The organism is Streptomyces lincolnensis, assembly GCF_021173675.1.
Classification (GTDB): Bacteria; Actinomycetota; Actinomycetes; order Streptomycetales; family Streptomycetaceae; genus Streptomyces; species Streptomyces lincolnensis_B.
Window position 1 is genome coordinate 222,874 of the sequence record NZ_JAIHON010000006.1, and the last position, 16,312, is coordinate 239,185.

Genomic DNA, 16,312 nt, shown 5'->3' on the forward strand with positions numbered 1-16,312 from the left:
CGCGGGGCGGGCAGGAGCGGATGACTAGAAGGTGCCGAGACCAGGCATGTCGCTGGCCGGTCCGACGTCCCAGACGGTGAGCAGACCCGGCGTGCTCGGCGTCGCCGCGACTGTGAACGTCGCCGTCGACCCGGTGTCCCAGGACGCCGTAAGGATCACTGTGTCCGTGAATGTCGCCGCAGGCGTGCAGGTGACGGACAGCTCAACCCCGACGTTCCTGTTCGCCGTGGCCCGGTTGGCGACGACGACCGAGCGGAGATCCCGGATGGACGCGTTGTTGCCCCGGCGTAGCCGCAGGTAACACAGATCGACCAGGGACGCCGTCGCGTGCTGGATCAGGCCTGTGAACTCGAACCGGTAGGCGCGGCCCGCCAGGAAGGTGGCGGACGACGTCGTGATGACCGTGACCTCGGTCGCGCTGTTGATGGCGGCCGAGTTCGCCGTCTGGGCCCCGTGTGCGACCACGAAGGGACTTCGGTAGGTGAGCAGTTCGCTCGTGATCACACGGCCCGGCTGCACAACATCAGGCACAGGAACTCCTCACAGAGCGACGATGGTCGGATTGGCGAGCTTCACCTTCGTGGCCGCCGCCTGCGGCTTCACGACCCCGTTCACAGACCGGGTCACATGGAAGGTCTGCGGGTCGGCGAGCCTGAAGTTGTCGAACCGCAGCTGCGGATTCACCGGCGTGCTGCCCGTGTTCGCGAAGCTCCGGGTTCCGACGTTCGCGGCCGCCGTCAGCGACGAGTCGGTGACCTCGATCTGCCACGCCACCGGCTCGACCGCGCTGGCGAGCCACACCTTGGCCTTCAACGCGGTCCCGTACGCCTGGAACCGGACCCGGTAGAAGGTGCCCGCGACGTGGGTGAGGCCGCTGGTGAAGGTGCCCAGCTGCGTCTCCACGCCCGCTACGCGCTTCCGCACCGTGATGGCGACGCCCGCCGAGGTGGTGAAGTCGACTCTGACCGCGTAGTGGTTGTTGTTGTCGACGGCCCGCACGATCGGCCCGGCGAAGAGGCTCGCCCCGGAGGCGAGCACGCTGCTCGCGACGTCGACGTACAGGTCGATGTCCGCCGACGGCGCTGGCGCCAACGTCAGATGCGCGATGCCGGTCGAGGGTTGAGTGGCCGAGCCGTAGCCCGAGCCGACCGCGTAGTCCGCAGCCGCCCCCACAACCGTCCAGGCCTGCCCGGAGCCGGCGTTCCCCCAGCCGGACGCCACGGTGCGGCCGAAGGTGTCCCACACGCCCGGCTCGATCGCCGAGACAGTCATGGTCTCCCCGCCCGCCTTCACGTCCATCGGGAAGTTGCGCGGAAGGTCACCAGCGGCGGCAGTGCCCGCCTTGCGGAGCGTGACCCGGTGTAGCCACAGCACATCCGTGGCCGGCGGGAAGTCCGGCACCGTCGGCGCCAAGTTCGCCGTGAGCGCGGTGGCCGGGGCCGTAACGGTCGCCTCGAACCACGTCCAGACGTTGGCCGTGACAGTGGTTTCGTTGGCGCTGGTCGACAGGTAGGCGCCAGCTGTGGTGAACCAGTTGACGTTCAGGCCGATGTCCCGGGCGATGCCGCAGAGCAGCCACCCCGAGGCGATGTACTGCTCGCCCACGACCACCGGCATAGTGGCCGACCCGGCGTTGGGGAACTGCGCCACCCCGTTCGGCGTCAGTTGCAGCGCCCACGAACCGGCGAACGGCTTCGGAAGCGGCGCCGAGACCCGGGCGATCGTGCCGCCCGAACCGGCCCAGCCAGTGGTGCCCGTGTCGAAATCCGGGTTGGCATTGAGGACCGGCGCCGCAGTCACCCAGGGCCCGGACGGCGTGCTCACAGCCACGCTTGCCGCGGTGGAGGTCGCTGCCGCAGCCAGCTGTGACAGATCCGTGTCGGCGCGACCGACGACGGGATCCTCGACGACACCGACTCGCCATGGTCCGGCCGGGACGCACACGAAGTCGACTTCCCACGTGTAGATGCCCAGGCGTTCCGTGTAGCCCTGCACCAGCAGGTCGACCGGGCCCGGCGGCAGGAAGTCGGGGAGGTCCGTGATCCGCAACATGTCGCCCTCGGTCATGCCGAGGACGGTGTCGATCAGCTGCGGGGCCCTGTGAAGTTTCACCGTGACGACCGGGTAGCGGGCCTCGTCCCACGTCCGAAGGTGCATCAGCCAGTACGCGGTCGGCTCGGCCTGGTCGTCGTCGTACAGGTTCAGGTCGAAGACCTCGTCGTACAGGCCCACACCTGCGGGCGGGTCCTGCACGGACAGCCGGCCTTCCTCCAGGACGGCACGGCCGGTGCCTCCGGCGACCCGGTTGACGGCGACGTCGTTGCGGACGGTGGAGGAGTCCGGCTCGACTGGCCGCATCGGGCGGGCCACACCGCGGTCCCCGTACGCCAGCGTCAGCTTCGGCGTCTGGTTGTACAGCGTGGTGCGGGCCCGGTACCGCAGGCCCAGACGGTCGCGCTCCTCGCCGAAAACCCCGCCGTCGGCGTCGGCGCAGTCCTGCAAGAGCTTCAGCAGGGTGCCGGGCCGCTGAGGGCCGAGCTGGACTGTCTCCGCAGTCGGGTCGGCCAGCCGGAACGGCACGCCTTCCTCCGCACACAGCCGGGTCATGCGGGCCGCGGCGGTCTCCCCGTTGAAGCCGTGGTCGGCGTTGTTGAACGCTGTGGACTCGCCGGTGAACACCGCCAAGTGTCCCAAGCGCATCCCGTCCAGACCTGTGCCGAATGTCGAGCGGACGTCGAGCACGCTGCCGGGCACCGCGGCGATGGTGGCGCTGGTGGATAGGCCGCCACCCCCGATGGTCACCCAGATGATGATGTACTCCACGTTGCCGCCGGTCTGGACGGCCTTGATCTGGAGTCGGTTCCAAGTGCCGGTGAAGGCCGGAGCGGTCGTCGTCTGGGTGAAGACCACGTTGTCGTCGGCGTCGAGGCCTTCGAATGTGACCTGGTTGGTGGCCACGCGCGCCCGCACGCGGCGGGCCGTGCCGCTGGTGCGCACCTCGAACAGGGTGGTCAGCGCGACCGGCATGGTGTCGAGGTTGTACACCAGCTCCACCTGCCACGAGCCGGCAGGCGCGTTGGGAACCTGCGCGACGAACGAAGCGCCGACTTCCAGGGTCGGAAGGGCGGAGGAGCCGGGCAGGGTGTCGTCCGCAGCCATGTCGAACGCGACCGGTTTGAAGGCCTTCACCCCCGGGATGGGGCTGTAGATGGTGGTGGCGTCGGTGCCCTCCTCCATGGGCCAGTAAGCGATCGGGTTGAACGACGGGATGCGCCGACGCAGGGTCGAGGCCAGGACCTTCTTGCCCTGGTTCATCCGCTCCAGGATGCCGACGGCCTCGCCCTCCACGGTGATGAGGTCACCGCGGCCGGACCAGTCGGCCGGCCAGTCGGAGAACTCGCCGACGAAACGGATCTGCCGGTTGGTGATCTCCGCGCCCCCCGACGGAGACCAGGTACGGCCCGCCGCATCGACGAAGCTCGTGGCGCCCGCAGCAGGGAGCGAGAAATCCGGGTTCGCGACGACCGTGCCGTTGATGCCGGACCGCAGCTCGAAGGCATGGGCACGGCCCACCGGGCGCTCGAAGCCGAGCTCGGTGACATCGCCGACCGTCAGCGGCGCGGTGGAGGAGAAGATGCTCGTGGTCCCGGCGTGGACGTCCGGGGTGCCCAGCATCGTCCACGGCCCGGCGATCGTCGGTGCCGTGTACCAGGTGACCGTGTGGCCGCCCGCGCCGTTGTCGACGTCGAGCGTGACCCGTACGGCCAGGCGGCCAGAGGTGGGGATCGTGAGAGCCGTGGACAGGTACTGGAGGACGTTCGTCCCGTCTGGGGACCAGCGCCACGTCAGTCGGTTGTCGATCCACATGAATAGCGCCCACGATCGCTGGTTGCCGGTGCCCGCGTACTTGCCCGCCAGCTCCCGCAGGTTGCTCGTGCCGTGCCACGGTTCGAGAGTCAGCTCGATACGGACGTCGATGTCGCTGGTGATGTCCAGCGAGGCGTGGTCGGGCGTCGAGGCCCCGCTGCCCGCGATGTCCGGCAGCCACAGGTAGCGCTCTCCGGCGAACACGGAGATCCGAGTGGGGGTGTTGAGGCCGATCTTCTCGAAGTACTCGGATCGGGGGTTCCTCGGGGAGAACAGGCCGTTCGGCGACTTGAGGATGAGGGAGCAGGAGGCCGGGTCGACCGCCTGTCCCTCTTCCTTCTGGCCGCGGGTGTGGGTGATGATGTTCCGCTTCAGCGTGTACGCGGTGACGTTGGTGAACACGTCGTCGATGCCCAACTCGGCTGTGGTGCCGAGAGGATCTTCAGGAAACGCCATCAGCCGTCTCTCCTTCCGGTGAGGGCGAACGTGGCGTCGGGGCCGCCGACCTTGCGGATGCCGCGGCGTACGCGGCCCATGAGGTAGTCGTCCTCTGCGCGGCCTGACGAGCGCAGTTCCAGCACGACGCGCTGCGATGCGGCCGCCCGGGCGCGGGAGCTCGCCGAGTCCCACGACCCCGCGGCTGGCGTCTCGACCAGGGAAGCCATCGACCGGTTGACCGCGGACCGCTGACCCTCCATGCCTCGGATGAGGCCCTGCGCGGTGTACCGGCCGACCAGCGCCATGACCCGGCTCGGGGACTTGATCCCGAGCGCGGCGCGAATCGACTTGGACATGCCCTTAGCGATCCGGAGCATGGTCTTCTCGATGTACTTCTGGTGGCTGGTCAGACCCCGCACGAGGCCTTGAGCAGCCTGGATCCCGGCCCCGTACATCGCGTCCCCGGCAGTGGTGCCCGCCTGCCCCGCAGCCTTCACCAGCGCCGACTGCTGCGAGTTGATCTGCTTGATCTGCGAGTTGTTCGCGTTGGCCAGCGCGGCGGCCGCCGACGCGCCACCCTCCACCCCGGCCTGGGCAATCTGAGCGACCAGGTCGGAGCGGACACCCTTCTTCCGAAGGGCGGCGAGGTTCTTCGCGAAGGTCTGCGCGGCCGTCGTGTCCTGCCTGAGGCCAGCGAGGATGGTCTCCGCAGTCTGCGGCCAGCCCCCGGTCTCCTGGCGCGTGATATTGGCGGAGTCGAGGATGCCCTTCCGGACATCCGCGCTCAGCTTGTCCCGCTCCTTTTGCAGGTCAGCGAGCTTCTTCTTCGCGGTCTTCAGCTGCCCGGCGATCTTCGTGTCCCAGTTCGCCAGGAACACCAGTGAGTTGGCGTCCTTGTTGATCCGCTTGAGAGCAGCGCGCTCCTTCTTCCCGGTCAGAGCGTCCTTCACGATGTCCGTCAGCTTGTACGCGGCGGACTTGACCTGCTTCGTCGACCCGGTGAGGCCGTCGACCAGGCCGCGTGCGATCCAACGCCCCTGCGCCTTGGTGACCTTCGACGGCGAGGCGATCCCGAGGGCCTTGGCGATCGGCCCCGGGATCGCACTCTTCGCCCAGCCGATCAGCTTCGAGCGGAGCCAGCCGCTCATGCCGACGACGCCGTTCCACAGCCCCGTGACGATCTCGCGACCCTTGGAGTACAGCAGATTCCGTACCGCACCGATCGCGCCCGTCACACGCCCAGGGATGCCCTTCACCCAGCCGAGGAACTGGGAGACCTTCACAGCGGCCGCCGTCTGTAGGGCGGCAAACGCGTTGGTCGCCGCCGTCCGAAGTCGCCCAGACAGGCCGGAGATCGCCGACCAGACCCGGCCCGGCAGGCCCGCGACCCAGGCGACCCACGCGGTCGCGATCTGGACCGTGCGATCCTTCACGCCCTGCCACCAGGCGCCGACCTTGTCCGGCAGCGATGCGAGCCACGCGACCGCGGCCAGGATCCCGTCCTTCGCCCACTGGACCTTCGAGACGACCCACGACCAGGACGACTCCGTCGCACCCTTGATCTCGTCCCAGTAGGTGACGATCAGGAGCACGATTCCGGCGACAGCTGCGGCGATTCCGGCGATGATCCAGAACACGGGGTTCGCGAGCATCGCGCTGTTCATCGCCCACACGCCGATCGAGGCGACCGAGAAGGCAACGCCCAACGCCGTCACAGCCGCCGCCAGGCCCAAGACCAGGCCTTTGTTCTCCCCCATGAAGGAGAAGAAGCCCTCCATCCGGGGCAGGACCTGGCCGCCGAGGAAGTCCACGAGGTTCTGCTGCATCCCCCGCTTGAAGGCCTCCAGACGGACGCCCGAGTTGTCGCGGAGACGGTTGCCCATCTCGTCGGCCTTGCCGCCGACCTGCCCGAGGGCGGCGGCCGCCTTCGACGGATCCAGGCTGAAGAGCGCCTTCTGGGTGTCCTCCGCCTTCGTCCCGAACAGAGTGAGAGCCAGGGCACTTCGCTTGGCCGGGTCCTTCACCGCGCGGAGCCGGTCGAAGAGCATGTCCAGCGCGCGCTCAGCCGACGGACCGCCCTTGGCGAACAGCTCCTGCATCTGCTTGCCGGACAGGCCGATCTCGTGGAACGCCTCGTCGACCTTCTTGCCGCCACCCTGTGTGATCAGGACCAGTTCCTTGATCGCGTCCGCGACCACGTCCGTGTCCCTCGCGCCCGCCTTCATGCCCTGCGCAAGCAGGCCTGTTGCGGTGGTTGCGTCGATGCCGACCTGGCGGAAGATCGTCGAGTACTCGTTGAACGTGTCCATCAGGTCGTCGGCCCGCGGGCCCATGACCTGGAGGCCGCGCGTGAAGACGTCGAGGGCTTCGGTACCGTCCTTGGCCAGCCCGGTCTTGATCGCCTGCCCCACGGCGTTCGCCGTCTGACCAAGATCCAAATCGAACGTGGTCGCCAAGTCGGAGACCTTCGTCGAAAGACTCTGGATCTGCGCCTCGGTCGCGCCCGTCGGCAGCAAGCCAGCGCGCATCGTCGCCGAGATGGCGTCCGCCGCACCCTGGAAGTCCTGGGTCACCGCGTCCGCGTACATCCGCCCGGCGATGTGCCCGTACTTCTGAGCCTCCGCCGGGGTCGCGCCAAGCTGAGCCGCGAGCCTCCCTGTGATCTTCCCCTGCTCCATGGCCTGCATGAGCGAGTCCATGAGGACCGCTCCCACGGCCAGACCAGCGCCGGCCGCCGCGAGCTTCATACGGTCACGGAGCCGGTCCCCGATGGACTGTGCAGCCTCGTCGGCACCGTCGGTACCGCCCTCGGTCAGGCCCTCGCCCACGCCCTCGCCCGCGCTGCGGCCCGCGGCCACGAAGCGGCCGCGCGCATTGCGGAGGCGCCCGTCCGCGCCCCTGACGATGCCTTCGCCGAGGTCCTCGCCAGCCTGCCGGCCCGCGCGCTCGGCATCGTCGCCCATGCGCTCCCCGGAGTGGCGCAGGGCCTGCTCGGCTCGGCGCAGGCCAGGGCTCATCGCCTGGTCGTCGACGGACAGGATCGCGTTGAGTTCGCCGACGGTGAGCGACACGGACGGTCACCTCCTGAACTTCTGTTTCTTGTCGGGAGGCGGTGCGAAGTGCCGGTGCAGGCGGGTCTCGCTGGAGAGCAGGCCGAAGACGCGGGCCTGGAACCAGCGCCAGCTGCGGCGCTGGAGAATGCCGTCCCCCACGTCGATCCCGTAGGTCTCGTGGAGGTCGGCCTCGATGAGCGGCCACTGCTGGAGCAGCCGCTCCCACGTCAGGTTCGAGAACCCCTTCGACGACGACGAGAGCCCGCCCTCGTACCACTCGTAGAGCCCTGTGTGCGGGTCGAGTTCGCCTCGGCCGACGCCGAGGTACCGGGCTTCGCCTGCGCTCTCCGGGCCGCCCGGTTCGCCGCTTTTCCCGGCTGCTGGCCCGTCCGCCAGTACTCCTGCGCGGTGGACTTGTCGGCGGTGATCCAGAACATCGCGGTCAGGGACACGTGCTTGAAGGGGCCCCACTTCACGCCGTCCGCCAGCAGCTGGTCGTAGGCGTCGCCGAGGCACATGCGGAACAGATCCCGCTCCTCCTCGTCGTTGAGGAGCGGGGTGTCCGGCGCCTTGCCGCCCGCGGCGAGCCGAGCAGCAAGGGTCGTGATCTTCTCGATCCGGATGCCGTCCTCGGCCGACGGGTCCTCGATCCGGTAGACGCGGACCTCCCCATCGCGGCCCTTGACGGGGAGCTCCAGGTAGTCGTCGAGGAACGCGTCGAGCGCCTCGAACTTCTCGTCAGCCACCATCAGGGGGCCAGCGGGTTGGTGATGGGCGTGAGCGCGCCGTCACCGGTGAACGTGATGTCCGTTTCCCCGAGCGCGGTGTATTCCCCGCCGGCGGGCTGCCAGTTCGGGATCGCCTTGCCCTCGTAGGCCTCCGGCAGACCGTTGCGGTTCATGTACCGCAGGTGCACCTTGTTCGCGTCCCCATACGCGAAGTGGGCCAGGCGGATGGCCTCGTGGACCGGATTGTAGATCTTGACGTCCTTGTTGGCCTTCCGGCGGATCTTGACCGTCAGCTCCCAGCTCTGGCCGGTCTTCTCGTTGGCCGACCAGCCCTCGCCGTCGTAGTCGCTGGCGTCCTCGATGTTCGGCTCGCTGGCCGGCTGGAACTCGCGGACGCCCGGGCAGAGCTGCCAGTCGGGCACCTCCGCGGTGCCCATGTTGATCTCAAGCCGCCACTCGCGTGCGAGCTCGGTCTCCTCCGTGGGGGTCGACACAGGGTCCTCCTAGTCGTTCAGACGGATCCCGGACCTGACCGTCCGGAAGTAGTAGTTGCTGGTCAGCTCCATGCGCCCCTTGGCGTCCTGACCGATCCACGCCTGGCTGTTGCGCCAGGAGATCTCCACGCGCACGCTGCGGGCGTCCCAGCTCTCACGGTTGTGCAGCACGCCGAAGACGTCGTCGGCGAGCTGGACCAGGTCGAGGACGTTCGCGCCCGCGCGGATGCGCACCTGGACGCCGGTCACCGAGTCCGTGGAGTCGTCGTCGGCGACCGGATATGGGTTCAGCGCGAGCACTCGATCCGGGCCGTCCGGCATCCGGCCGAGCACAATGCCCGTGCCACCTGCTGGCAGAGCCGCGGTCGGCGAGTAGACGCCCACGTTCTCGACCGCCAGCAGCTCGGCGACGCCCTGGAGCAGGTCAACGTCGTGGGTCTCACCGCTCACCGCAGCGCCCGCCGCATCTCGGCGGCCACCAGAGCCAAAACGACGGCCCGCTCCGCGTTGAGGCTGTTCTCCAGGTACTTGGCCTCTCGCCCGGGCGCGTGCCGGTAGTCCAGCTCCTCGTGCTGGCGCACGGCGTACGGGGTGTCGTAGCTGACCATCGCGGTCAGGCTCGGCTCGTCCACGCTCGTTGTGCCGGACCGTTGCAGCGCAGCCTCGTCCAGCGGGACCCGGTCGTTGCTCACGCCCAGGACGTGCTCGGCGCCGAGGAGTAGGCCGCGGGCGGCTGCCTGCCGCAGCTCCCGCTCGGCTGGCGCTGCGTTGAAGCGGAGGCGGAAGTTCTGCGGCACGCCGATCACCTCATTCGAGCTGGATTTCCAGGTGGTTGGGGGTGCCGAGGCGGCCGCCGTCGCGCTTCTTGGCGTTGATGACCGTGGTCTTGCGGCCGTCGGGGAGCGTCACCCGGGACAGGGCCGGAGCGGTCTTGTCGAGGTCGGCGTAGGCCGTCGAGGTGGATGTGACCTGCTCGCCGCCAGGCGTCCGCACCGCGCGTGTCTGCTCGTCGAGGAAGCACTTCACCTCGGTCGGCGGGCCGTACAGCGAACCCGTACTCGACTCACCCGTGTACGGCTCCACCGTGATCTCGTGGATGAAGTACCGGCGAGGGATACGCCGCACCATCAGCAGCCACCCGAGAACACGACCAGCCGAAGCTTGTCCGCCGGCACATTCTCAAGCGCACGCCTTACTCCGGGCGCGTAGTAATCCGGGCCCGACCGGTTCTCGCCTGCGCCGAACTGAAGCTGGACGCTGCCGATCGAGACGCCCTGAAGCGGGCCTGAGACATCGGTCTCGACGCCGACTTCACCCCAGAACTCGACTTGCGCACACACCGCCTCGGCGAACGCTGCCGCGACGACCGGATCGCTCGGCATCCCGTCCGAGTTGACGTCGTACACCGCCGCCTTCAGGAAGTCGCTGTCCAGCAGTCGCGTCGCGCGCTCCAGAAGCTCCACCGCATCCACGGGCGGGGCCTTGTGCAGGTAGTTCGCCAGCTGCGTCGTCGTCGCGTAGGACCGGACGTCCGCCATCGTCGGCGGTGCCGGCGCCACGGCCACCACCTCGTGCTGACGGCTCGCTCCGGTACCGGTCACGGTCCACGACAGTCGCCACAGGCCAGCCGCGGTGTACGTCAGGGCCGCCGTCCACGTCGTCCCGCCGTCCGCTGTACCCGTGGCAGGGTTCGAGACGGTGCCGTCGGGCGCGGCGACCGCAAGGGTGGCGCTCGTGCTGCCGTCGGCCGGACTGACGGTCAGGGTCGCTGTGACGGTGTCTCCAACGTCGGGCATCGATCAGCCTCCAGTCGTCGAGGCCGCCACCAGCTGGGGCCCGGTGGTGGACGGGGTGAGAGTGGGCCCGGCCGCCGCCGCGGTGAGCGTCTGTGCGGGGCGAGGCAGGCGGGTGACCGTGCCTGCCCGGGCGCGGGTGCGCGCGGCGCCCAGCTGGACGACATGGGCCGCGCTCAGCGGCCGCGCCGAGCTCGCCGTACGGGCGGCGCCGATCGGGAAGGCCTTCTGCCCGGCGATCGGACGGGCGGCGGCTGCTGTACGCGCTGCGCCGAGGAGGATCAGGCTTGTGGGGAGGTTGACGTTGTCGACCTCGGCGAAGTTGTCCGATCCGTCGGCGCGTGTGGACTCCATCAGCAACGACAGGTCGACGTCTGACGCCCACGCGGGCGTTGGCGAGGAGCGCAGGACGGTCCAGTTCGAGCTGTCCGGCGAGGCCTCCCACAGGAGCGTCCCGCCGGTCTCACGCAGCCTCAGCCACGCGTGCGCCGCTGGGTCGTAGGGCGGGAAGAGCGCGCCTCCGTCGGCGTAGCCGGTGCGGGAGTACAGACCCATCGCGCCCTGCGCGGTGTCGATGATGAAGCCCGCGTCGGTCCCACCCACGCTCGACAGCACGAGCAGCGACAGCGCGGCCGTCGTCACGGCGCCGTTCGCGGCTGGCGGGTAAGCACGCAGCAGAAAGTGCGATCCGGCGAGCGTGTACGTCGTCGCCGAGCGGAGCCCGGCGAATCCACCCACAGTGCATGGGATTCGTCCCCGGCCGCCCGCCGCCGTGGAGTCACCGTACGAGCCCGGCCACTTGCCCGTGTCGAGAGCGCCAGTGAAGTGGTCCTCCAGCGAGTCCAGGAGCGGCATGTTCGCCTCCCCGTCAGGCGTTGGACTCGACGCTGACGCCGTCGACGTGGACACGCGCGACGATGTCCGTGCCGTCCGGCGTGACCGCGAAGTCGTGCAGGGTAAGCGGCATGATCGCCGAGTCGGCCGAGGCCGTGTCCGGCTTGTAGCAGATGGCCAACTTCCCCACAGGGTTGCCGGTCGCGGCTGTCCACGCGATGTCATTCGCGTCGAAGTTCGCACTGTTCGTGGTGTCGTTGACCGCGACGACCACTCCCGCGAGGGCCTGGCGACCCATCGTGGTCTGCTCGTTCGCGGCCCCGGCGAGGAGGTCGGCGAGGGTGTCGTAGTCCTGGAGGACGTCGTCGGACGGGAGCCCGGTCGCCTCCAGTGGCACTGCGATCAGCGAGTCGTTCGCTGCTGGCAGGCTGGCATGGGTCAGGATCCGGCCCTTGGCCACGTTGGCCACCACGTCCGCCATGGCAGTCCTCCCCTCCTGGGCAGTGCGCGAGGGAGGCCCAGTGTCCGGGCCTCCCTCGACGCGGTCTGGATCGGCTACGCGGACGCGCCGACGATGAAGATGTCGTACGTCACCGAAGTTCCGCCTGCGCTGTTCGCGACCTTCAGCAGATCGCCTGTGCCCGCGGTAACCGCGTAGCCCACGGCGTCCGCGGCTCCTGCCATGGCGCCGACCGTGGCACCCGGGCGGACCGTCAGCGTGCCCGTCGCGTTGAGCAGCGTCGCCCACGCGTTGGAGGCCGCCGCGCCGACCACGACGTTGTTCGTGTTCGCCGCAGCAGCGCTGATGAACAGGCCCTTCACCCGCACGAAGGTGAGCGCGGCGCCGAGGGCGTCGGTGAGCACACCCGCCAGGTCCAGGTCCTCGGTCGCGCTGGCGGCGAGGGTCCGACGGGCCTGGTAGACCTTGTCCGCCTTCCCCGCGCCCGTGCCGTTGGCCAGGCTGACACTGCGGTTCAGCTGAGCGGGCACGCGAGCGGTTCCGAGTCCGGCGGTTGCCGAGAGTTCGGCCGACGCCGCCATGGCGAGCAGCGTTCCGGAGAGCGCCATCAGTTGTCACCTCCGTACTGCTCGATGAGCTGGTCCTTGGTGAGGCCGTCGATCGCGACCTCCTCGTCCGAGTCCTGCGCGCGGGCACGGGCGTACGCCTGCCAGTCGGCCTTGGGAGCGGAACGGGCCGGACGCTCAGGTGCTGCGTCCGGTCCGCTGCCGACCCCTCCTGCCACTGGCCCATCACCGGGCGCCTCTGGGCTGGGAGGCTCAGCGACAACCGGTGCGGTGGGCTCCTGTGGGCTCAGTTCGGGCGTCGCGGGCGGTGCCGGCGGCTCCATCGGAGCGGGCGGGCTAGTCGGCAGCGCCTGGGCGCTCTCCGCTTCGGGCTCCTGGAGCGTCTCCCAGTTGGGCAGCATCTCCAGGCGGGCCGATCGGTACGGATACTCGACGACGTCGCCCGTGTTGTTGTTCCGGTAGACGAACATGGTCATGGACGTCCCCATCACGGCAGGTCGTTGACGTCGGCGTCGATCGCGATGTCCGCCTGGATGACGACCGTGGTGGCGTCACCGCTGATGACGTCCAGCGCCAGGACCGCGCCCGCGGCCATGTCCCCTGCGGCGCCGGTCGGCACGGCGGAGGTGAAGGCGCTGTTGCCGGCGGTGAGGTTGGCGGCGAGGACGGCGCTGACGCCGATCTTCGCGTTGACGGCGGCCGCGGCACCGCCGGAGCGGTAGCCGTGAAGCCGTACGACGGTGCACGCGACGGGAGCGCGCCAGACGACGTGGGAGGCGGCGCCGACCGGAGCGCCGGTCAGGCGGATGGACTGGGTGATGATGCGGCGCTGGTACGCCATTGGATCTCCTGACGGGTGAGGAACTGCGTGCGAGAGGACTGGGGCGGCGTTCCGCAGGCCGTCAGCCGTCGACACCCTTGATGAGGACGGCGCGGTTGGCGTCCAGCACCTTCGTGCCGTACAGGCAGTCGATGCTGACGACGTCCTGCTTCTTGTCCATGTCGTAGCCGTAGATCACCCGCAGCCCGAACCCCTTGTAGTTCGCGATCGCCGCGTTCGGGTTGCCCTTCGGCAGGGCCAGGGGGCGGAACGCCAGCGCGAGCGCGGTCTTGTGGAAGGCGATGCCGACCTCGGTCGTGGAGATCCCGGTGCCCTGCGGCGACGGCACGGCGATGTTCTGCGTCATGTAGGGGTCGAACCCGAACACGCGGCGGCCGAGCGAGGCCTCCAGCAGGCCTTCGGTGGAGCCACGCTTGTCCGCCTCGTGGAAGGTGGGGTCGGCGACCCACTGCGCGGCGGTGATCGGTCCGGTGACGACCCTGCGCTCGGTGGTCGGGACCTTCTTGATGTCGAGGGTCATGCCGGCCTCGACGAGGACCTTCGGGTTGGACCACAGGTAGGTCGCGGGCGGGCCCGCAGCGGCGACGTCGCCGACCTCCTGCACGATGTCGTCGCGCAGTGCGAGGAGGTCGCGGTCGATCTTCTGGGCGATGGCCTCCATGGCCGGAGTGAGGAACTGCTCGTCGAAGTCCTCGATCTTCAGCGTGAGGTCTTCGGCGGTGACCGCGAAGGAAACGTCGGCCATGTGGTTCAGCTCCAGGTTCACCGAGGTCTCGGTGACGTCCTGAACCGTGATGCCGGCGCTGCGCTCGTACTCGTTGGCCGTGAAGACAGCAGGCTTGCGGATGGTCACCGCGTCGCCGATCTTCCGGGCGAACTCGTTTTCGTAGTCCCGGTGGACGAGGTTTGCCATGACGGTGGCCTCGTACAGCGTGGCCAGCGACTGCTGCGCGATGGCAGTGGGGCTGAGGATCGTGTTGGCCATGGGTTCTTACCTCCTATCCGGTCCGGCGCTTACGGCGCGCGGCACGGATTTCGTCGATGCTTTCGGGTTCGGAGGAGCCCCCGGCCCCACCGTTGAAGTCGCTGGTCGTGCGCGCGGGAGCGGTAGCGACCTTGAGCTTGGGGTTGTCGTCGACCGCCTTCTTGATGGCGGCGTTGACGGCTTTCGCGAATCCCTCGTCGGACGGGTCGAGACCTTTGATCGAGGACAGGAACGCGCGGCTGTCGGTGAGCGCATCCGGATCGGCGCCGTACTTCGACGCGCCCCGATACACAGCCAGTTCGACCGAGGTCTCCCGGTGTGCCGCCGTGGCCTTCTCCACCTGCGCCATGAGCGCGGCGGGGTCGGGAGGCGTCTCCTTGTCGTCCTTGATCATCCCGAGCGCCTTGCCCAGCTCCTTGACGACCTCGGAGCGGGCCTCGTCCGCCGCGGTCTTCTTCGCGGTCGTCCGCGCCTTCGCCGCGTCCGCGTTCGCCGACTTCAGCTCCTTCTGGAGCCTGGCGATCGTCGCGGCCGGGTCCTCGTCGGCGGGCTTCTTCACGGGCGGCTTCGGCTTGGCCTTGTCGTCCTTGCCTGCGTCGTCCTGGTCGTCGTCGCCGGTCCCGCCGGCGTCGTCGTCCTGGTCGTCGTCGGTGTCGCCGCCGTCACCGTCCCCGTCGTCGCTGGTGGATCCGGAGTCGCCTCCGTCCCCGCCGTCGGCGTACAGGTACGGGTCGAAAGGGCCGGTGGCGTAGGGGTGTGCCCAGCCAGCACCCGCCAGGGCGCGGCGGGGAAGGGTTCGATTCTGCATGTCGTGCACTCCCGGTGCGCGTGAAAGAGGAAGGCCCCGCACCCGGCGGGGCCGTACTGCGATCCGGCCCGCACCCGGCGGGCGGAAGTCTCTGGTGCCGGTCGGTGTGCCACTCGAAGGCATCCGGCGTACCTTCGAGGTATGGACACGGAAGACACTGATCGGCGGCAGCGCCGGTGTCCGCTGTGTAAGCAGCCCCTGAGCTATTCCGGCGACCTGGACACGACCGGCATGGGGCACGAGGGTCACGAACATCGACGCGGTGTCTACGAGTGCACGACAGAGGGCTGCGACAACTTCGCCAGCGTGGTGAACAACCCGATCTAACGAGCAGAGTTGATCTGTTCGCGGTGTGACTTGCGTGGTAGGCCGTTCTCGGCGACCAACTCGCGTACGCGGCCCTGATATGCGCGCACCCGCGCACGCGCAGCCGTCCGTCTCGCATCGTCCATGGCCGCAGTCTCCAGCCGCTTCCACTTCCGGATCTGCCGCTCCAGGTACCGCTGTTTCTGCGTGTCCTCGTACGTGCCGCGCGACGGCTGCGCTGCGGGTACCCGGGACACTCCGGGCAAGTAGGCGCTGATGTTGTGGCGGCAGTTGGGGTGCAGCAGGCCCGCGCCCCTGGCTTCATCCAGGGATCCGGCCACGTGCACCGTGATCGTCTCGCCGTCCTCGGTGGCGTGCTCCACCTCGATGTCCCGCGCGCCCATGTCACCGGTCCGGGTGAGGACCTTCCGCTCCCAGGGGCGGCACAGCGGGCATTCCTCGGGTGCCTGCGACACGATCACCAGGTCGATTCCGGCGGCGCCGAGCCGGTCGGAGTGGGCTTCGATCGTGGCCCGGCCGACCGCCGATCGCGTCGCCATCTCGATGTACGACCGCAGCTCCCACGACCGGCCGGCCTTGTCGATGAAGCCGGTCACGCCCCGGCCTGCGAAGGCATCGAGCGCGGCTTGCGCGGCTTGCCGTCGAGTCTGCGCTCCGAGCGCTGGTGCGGCGGCCGCCCGCGCGATGACATCCCGGTAGGTGTCCATCGTGGTCCGCAGGATGCGCAGGTACACAGGGCCGGTGTCGTTGATGACGGCGGCCGCCAGGCGGTCGACAACCGGTGCAGTCGGCAGGGCCACCGCAGCGGCGGCCGTCTGTCCCACTCCGAGGGCCCCCAACTCGGCGACAGCAGCCTGTTGGCCACGCTCGTACGCCTCGGCCAGGGCCTCGTGGATGGCGCCGTTCGCATCGAGCTGGAGCGCGGCGATGACCTCGTCGATGGCGGCCTGGAGGTTGCCGAGCGCGGCGAGCTTCAGTTCCACCCACGCGGGGCTGTCGATGTCCTTGGCGAGGGCCTGCCGGATACGGTCGATCAGCGTGCCCTCGGCCGCTTCGTACAGGTCGGCGACGGCGGCCGCGAGGTCCTCGGCGAGCGCGGGCGAAACGGGCACGGCCCA

18 protein-coding genes are annotated in these 16,312 nt (G+C 69.2%); all 18 read right to left on the reverse strand.

The genetic code is table 11. The features are described 5' to 3' along the window. Positions 1-24: 24 nt before the first annotated feature. The 18 genes from K4B79_RS18690 to K4B79_RS18770 all read right to left on the reverse strand — a co-directional run bounded on the left by K4B79_RS18690 (position 25) and on the right by K4B79_RS18770 (position 16,306). Positions 25-531, reverse strand: coding sequence for a hypothetical protein (locus tag K4B79_RS18690; protein WP_232027886.1), 507 nt, complete (start codon positions 529-531; stop codon positions 25-27). Between the two features lie 9 nt (positions 532-540). Further along, the gene (locus tag K4B79_RS18695) at positions 541-4,323 is read right to left on the reverse strand and encodes a hypothetical protein (protein WP_232027887.1); all 3,783 of its coding nucleotides are present in this window, start codon (positions 4,321-4,323) and stop codon (positions 541-543) included. Continuing rightward, positions 4,323-7,376 carry a phage tail tape measure protein gene (locus K4B79_RS18700; protein ID WP_232027888.1) on the reverse strand — a complete coding sequence of 1,018 codons (3,054 nt, stop codon included), beginning with the start codon at positions 7,374-7,376 and terminating at the stop codon, positions 4,323-4,325. The genes K4B79_RS18695 and K4B79_RS18700 overlap by 1 nt, the downstream gene beginning before the upstream one ends. A 6-nt stretch (positions 7,377-7,382) precedes the next feature. Next, entirely contained in the window at positions 7,383-7,517 is a 135-nt protein-coding gene (locus K4B79_RS47800) for a hypothetical protein (RefSeq protein WP_269463642.1), read from the reverse strand. Positions 7,518-7,585: 68 nt separating this feature from the next. Beyond that, positions 7,586-8,107, reverse strand: a complete 522-nt coding sequence (locus tag K4B79_RS18705) for a DUF7426 family protein (protein ID WP_232027889.1) — start codon at positions 8,105-8,107, stop codon at positions 7,586-7,588. Then, positions 8,107-8,580, reverse strand: coding sequence for a phage tail tube protein (locus K4B79_RS18710; RefSeq protein ID WP_232027890.1), 474 nt, complete (start codon positions 8,578-8,580; stop codon positions 8,107-8,109). Before K4B79_RS18710 ends, K4B79_RS18705 begins: the two co-directional genes overlap by 1 nt. Before the next feature lie 9 nt (positions 8,581-8,589). Continuing rightward, positions 8,590-9,030, reverse strand: a complete 441-nt coding sequence (locus tag K4B79_RS18715; protein WP_232027891.1) for a minor capsid protein — start codon at positions 9,028-9,030, stop codon at positions 8,590-8,592. Then, positions 9,027-9,377 carry a minor capsid protein gene (locus K4B79_RS18720; protein ID WP_232027892.1) on the reverse strand — a complete coding sequence of 117 codons (351 nt, stop codon included), beginning with the start codon at positions 9,375-9,377 and terminating at the stop codon, positions 9,027-9,029. Before K4B79_RS18720 ends, K4B79_RS18715 begins: the two co-directional genes overlap by 4 nt. A gap of 10 nt (positions 9,378-9,387) precedes the next feature. Further along, a complete protein-coding gene (locus K4B79_RS18725) occupies positions 9,388-9,708 on the reverse strand; it encodes a hypothetical protein (protein ID WP_232027893.1) in 321 nt (106 codons plus the stop codon). After that, the gene (locus K4B79_RS18730; RefSeq protein ID WP_232027895.1) at positions 9,708-10,376 is read right to left on the reverse strand and encodes a hypothetical protein; all 669 of its coding nucleotides are present in this window, start codon (positions 10,374-10,376) and stop codon (positions 9,708-9,710) included. The genes K4B79_RS18725 and K4B79_RS18730 overlap by 1 nt, the downstream gene beginning before the upstream one ends. Positions 10,377-10,379: 3 nt before the next feature. Then, positions 10,380-11,228 (reverse strand): hypothetical protein, encoded by an 849-nt coding sequence (locus K4B79_RS18735; RefSeq protein WP_232027896.1) that lies wholly within the window; start codon positions 11,226-11,228, stop codon positions 10,380-10,382. A gap of 13 nt (positions 11,229-11,241) precedes the next feature. Then, a complete protein-coding gene (locus tag K4B79_RS18740) occupies positions 11,242-11,688 on the reverse strand; it encodes a hypothetical protein (protein ID WP_232027897.1) in 447 nt (148 codons plus the stop codon). Between the two features lie 74 nt (positions 11,689-11,762). After that, positions 11,763-12,275 (reverse strand): hypothetical protein, encoded by a 513-nt coding sequence (locus K4B79_RS18745; protein ID WP_232027898.1) that lies wholly within the window; start codon positions 12,273-12,275, stop codon positions 11,763-11,765. Next, positions 12,275-12,709, reverse strand: a complete 435-nt coding sequence (locus K4B79_RS18750) for a hypothetical protein (RefSeq protein ID WP_232027899.1) — start codon at positions 12,707-12,709, stop codon at positions 12,275-12,277. Before K4B79_RS18750 ends, K4B79_RS18745 begins: the two co-directional genes overlap by 1 nt. A gap of 11 nt (positions 12,710-12,720) precedes the next feature. Beyond that, positions 12,721-13,074, reverse strand: coding sequence for a hypothetical protein (locus tag K4B79_RS18755; protein ID WP_232027900.1), 354 nt, complete (start codon positions 13,072-13,074; stop codon positions 12,721-12,723). 61 nt (positions 13,075-13,135) lie between these two features. After that, the gene (locus K4B79_RS18760; RefSeq protein WP_232027901.1) at positions 13,136-14,059 is read right to left on the reverse strand and encodes a P22 phage major capsid protein family protein; all 924 of its coding nucleotides are present in this window, start codon (positions 14,057-14,059) and stop codon (positions 13,136-13,138) included. Positions 14,060-14,072: 13 nt separating this feature from the next. Continuing rightward, a complete protein-coding gene (locus K4B79_RS18765; RefSeq protein ID WP_232027902.1) occupies positions 14,073-14,867 on the reverse strand; it encodes a hypothetical protein in 795 nt (264 codons plus the stop codon). A gap of 323 nt (positions 14,868-15,190) precedes the next feature. Further along, the gene (locus K4B79_RS18770; RefSeq protein ID WP_232027904.1) at positions 15,191-16,306 is read right to left on the reverse strand and encodes a phage minor capsid protein; all 1,116 of its coding nucleotides are present in this window, start codon (positions 16,304-16,306) and stop codon (positions 15,191-15,193) included. Between the last annotated feature and the right edge of the window lie 6 nt (positions 16,307-16,312).

Coding starts and splice junctions, on each gene's coding strand:
- K4B79_RS18695 (WP_232027887.1), bottom strand. CDS start 4,323: ATGGCGTTTCCTGAAGATCCTCTCGGCACCACAGCCGAGTTGGGCATC.
- K4B79_RS18745 (WP_232027898.1), bottom strand. CDS start 12,275: ATGGCGCTCTCCGGAACGCTGCTCGCCATGGCGGCGTCGGCCGAACTC.
- K4B79_RS18740 (WP_232027897.1), bottom strand. CDS start 11,688: ATGGCGGACGTGGTGGCCAACGTGGCCAAGGGCCGGATCCTGACCCAT.
- K4B79_RS18725 (WP_232027893.1), bottom strand. CDS start 9,708: ATGGTGCGGCGTATCCCTCGCCGGTACTTCATCCACGAGATCACGGTG.
- K4B79_RS18760 (WP_232027901.1), bottom strand. CDS start 14,059: ATGGCCAACACGATCCTCAGCCCCACTGCCATCGCGCAGCAGTCGCTG.
- K4B79_RS18730 (WP_232027895.1), bottom strand. CDS start 10,376: ATGCCCGACGTTGGAGACACCGTCACAGCGACCCTGACCGTCAGTCCG.
- K4B79_RS18765 (WP_232027902.1), bottom strand. CDS start 14,867: ATGCAGAATCGAACCCTTCCCCGCCGCGCCCTGGCGGGTGCTGGCTGG.
- K4B79_RS18705 (WP_232027889.1), bottom strand. CDS start 8,107: ATGGTGGCTGACGAGAAGTTCGAGGCGCTCGACGCGTTCCTCGACGAC.
- K4B79_RS18755 (WP_232027900.1), bottom strand. CDS start 13,074: ATGGCGTACCAGCGCCGCATCATCACCCAGTCCATCCGCCTGACCGGC.
- K4B79_RS18735 (WP_232027896.1), bottom strand. CDS start 11,228: ATGCCGCTCCTGGACTCGCTGGAGGACCACTTCACTGGCGCTCTCGAC.
- K4B79_RS18750 (WP_232027899.1), bottom strand. CDS start 12,709: ATGACCATGTTCGTCTACCGGAACAACAACACGGGCGACGTCGTCGAG.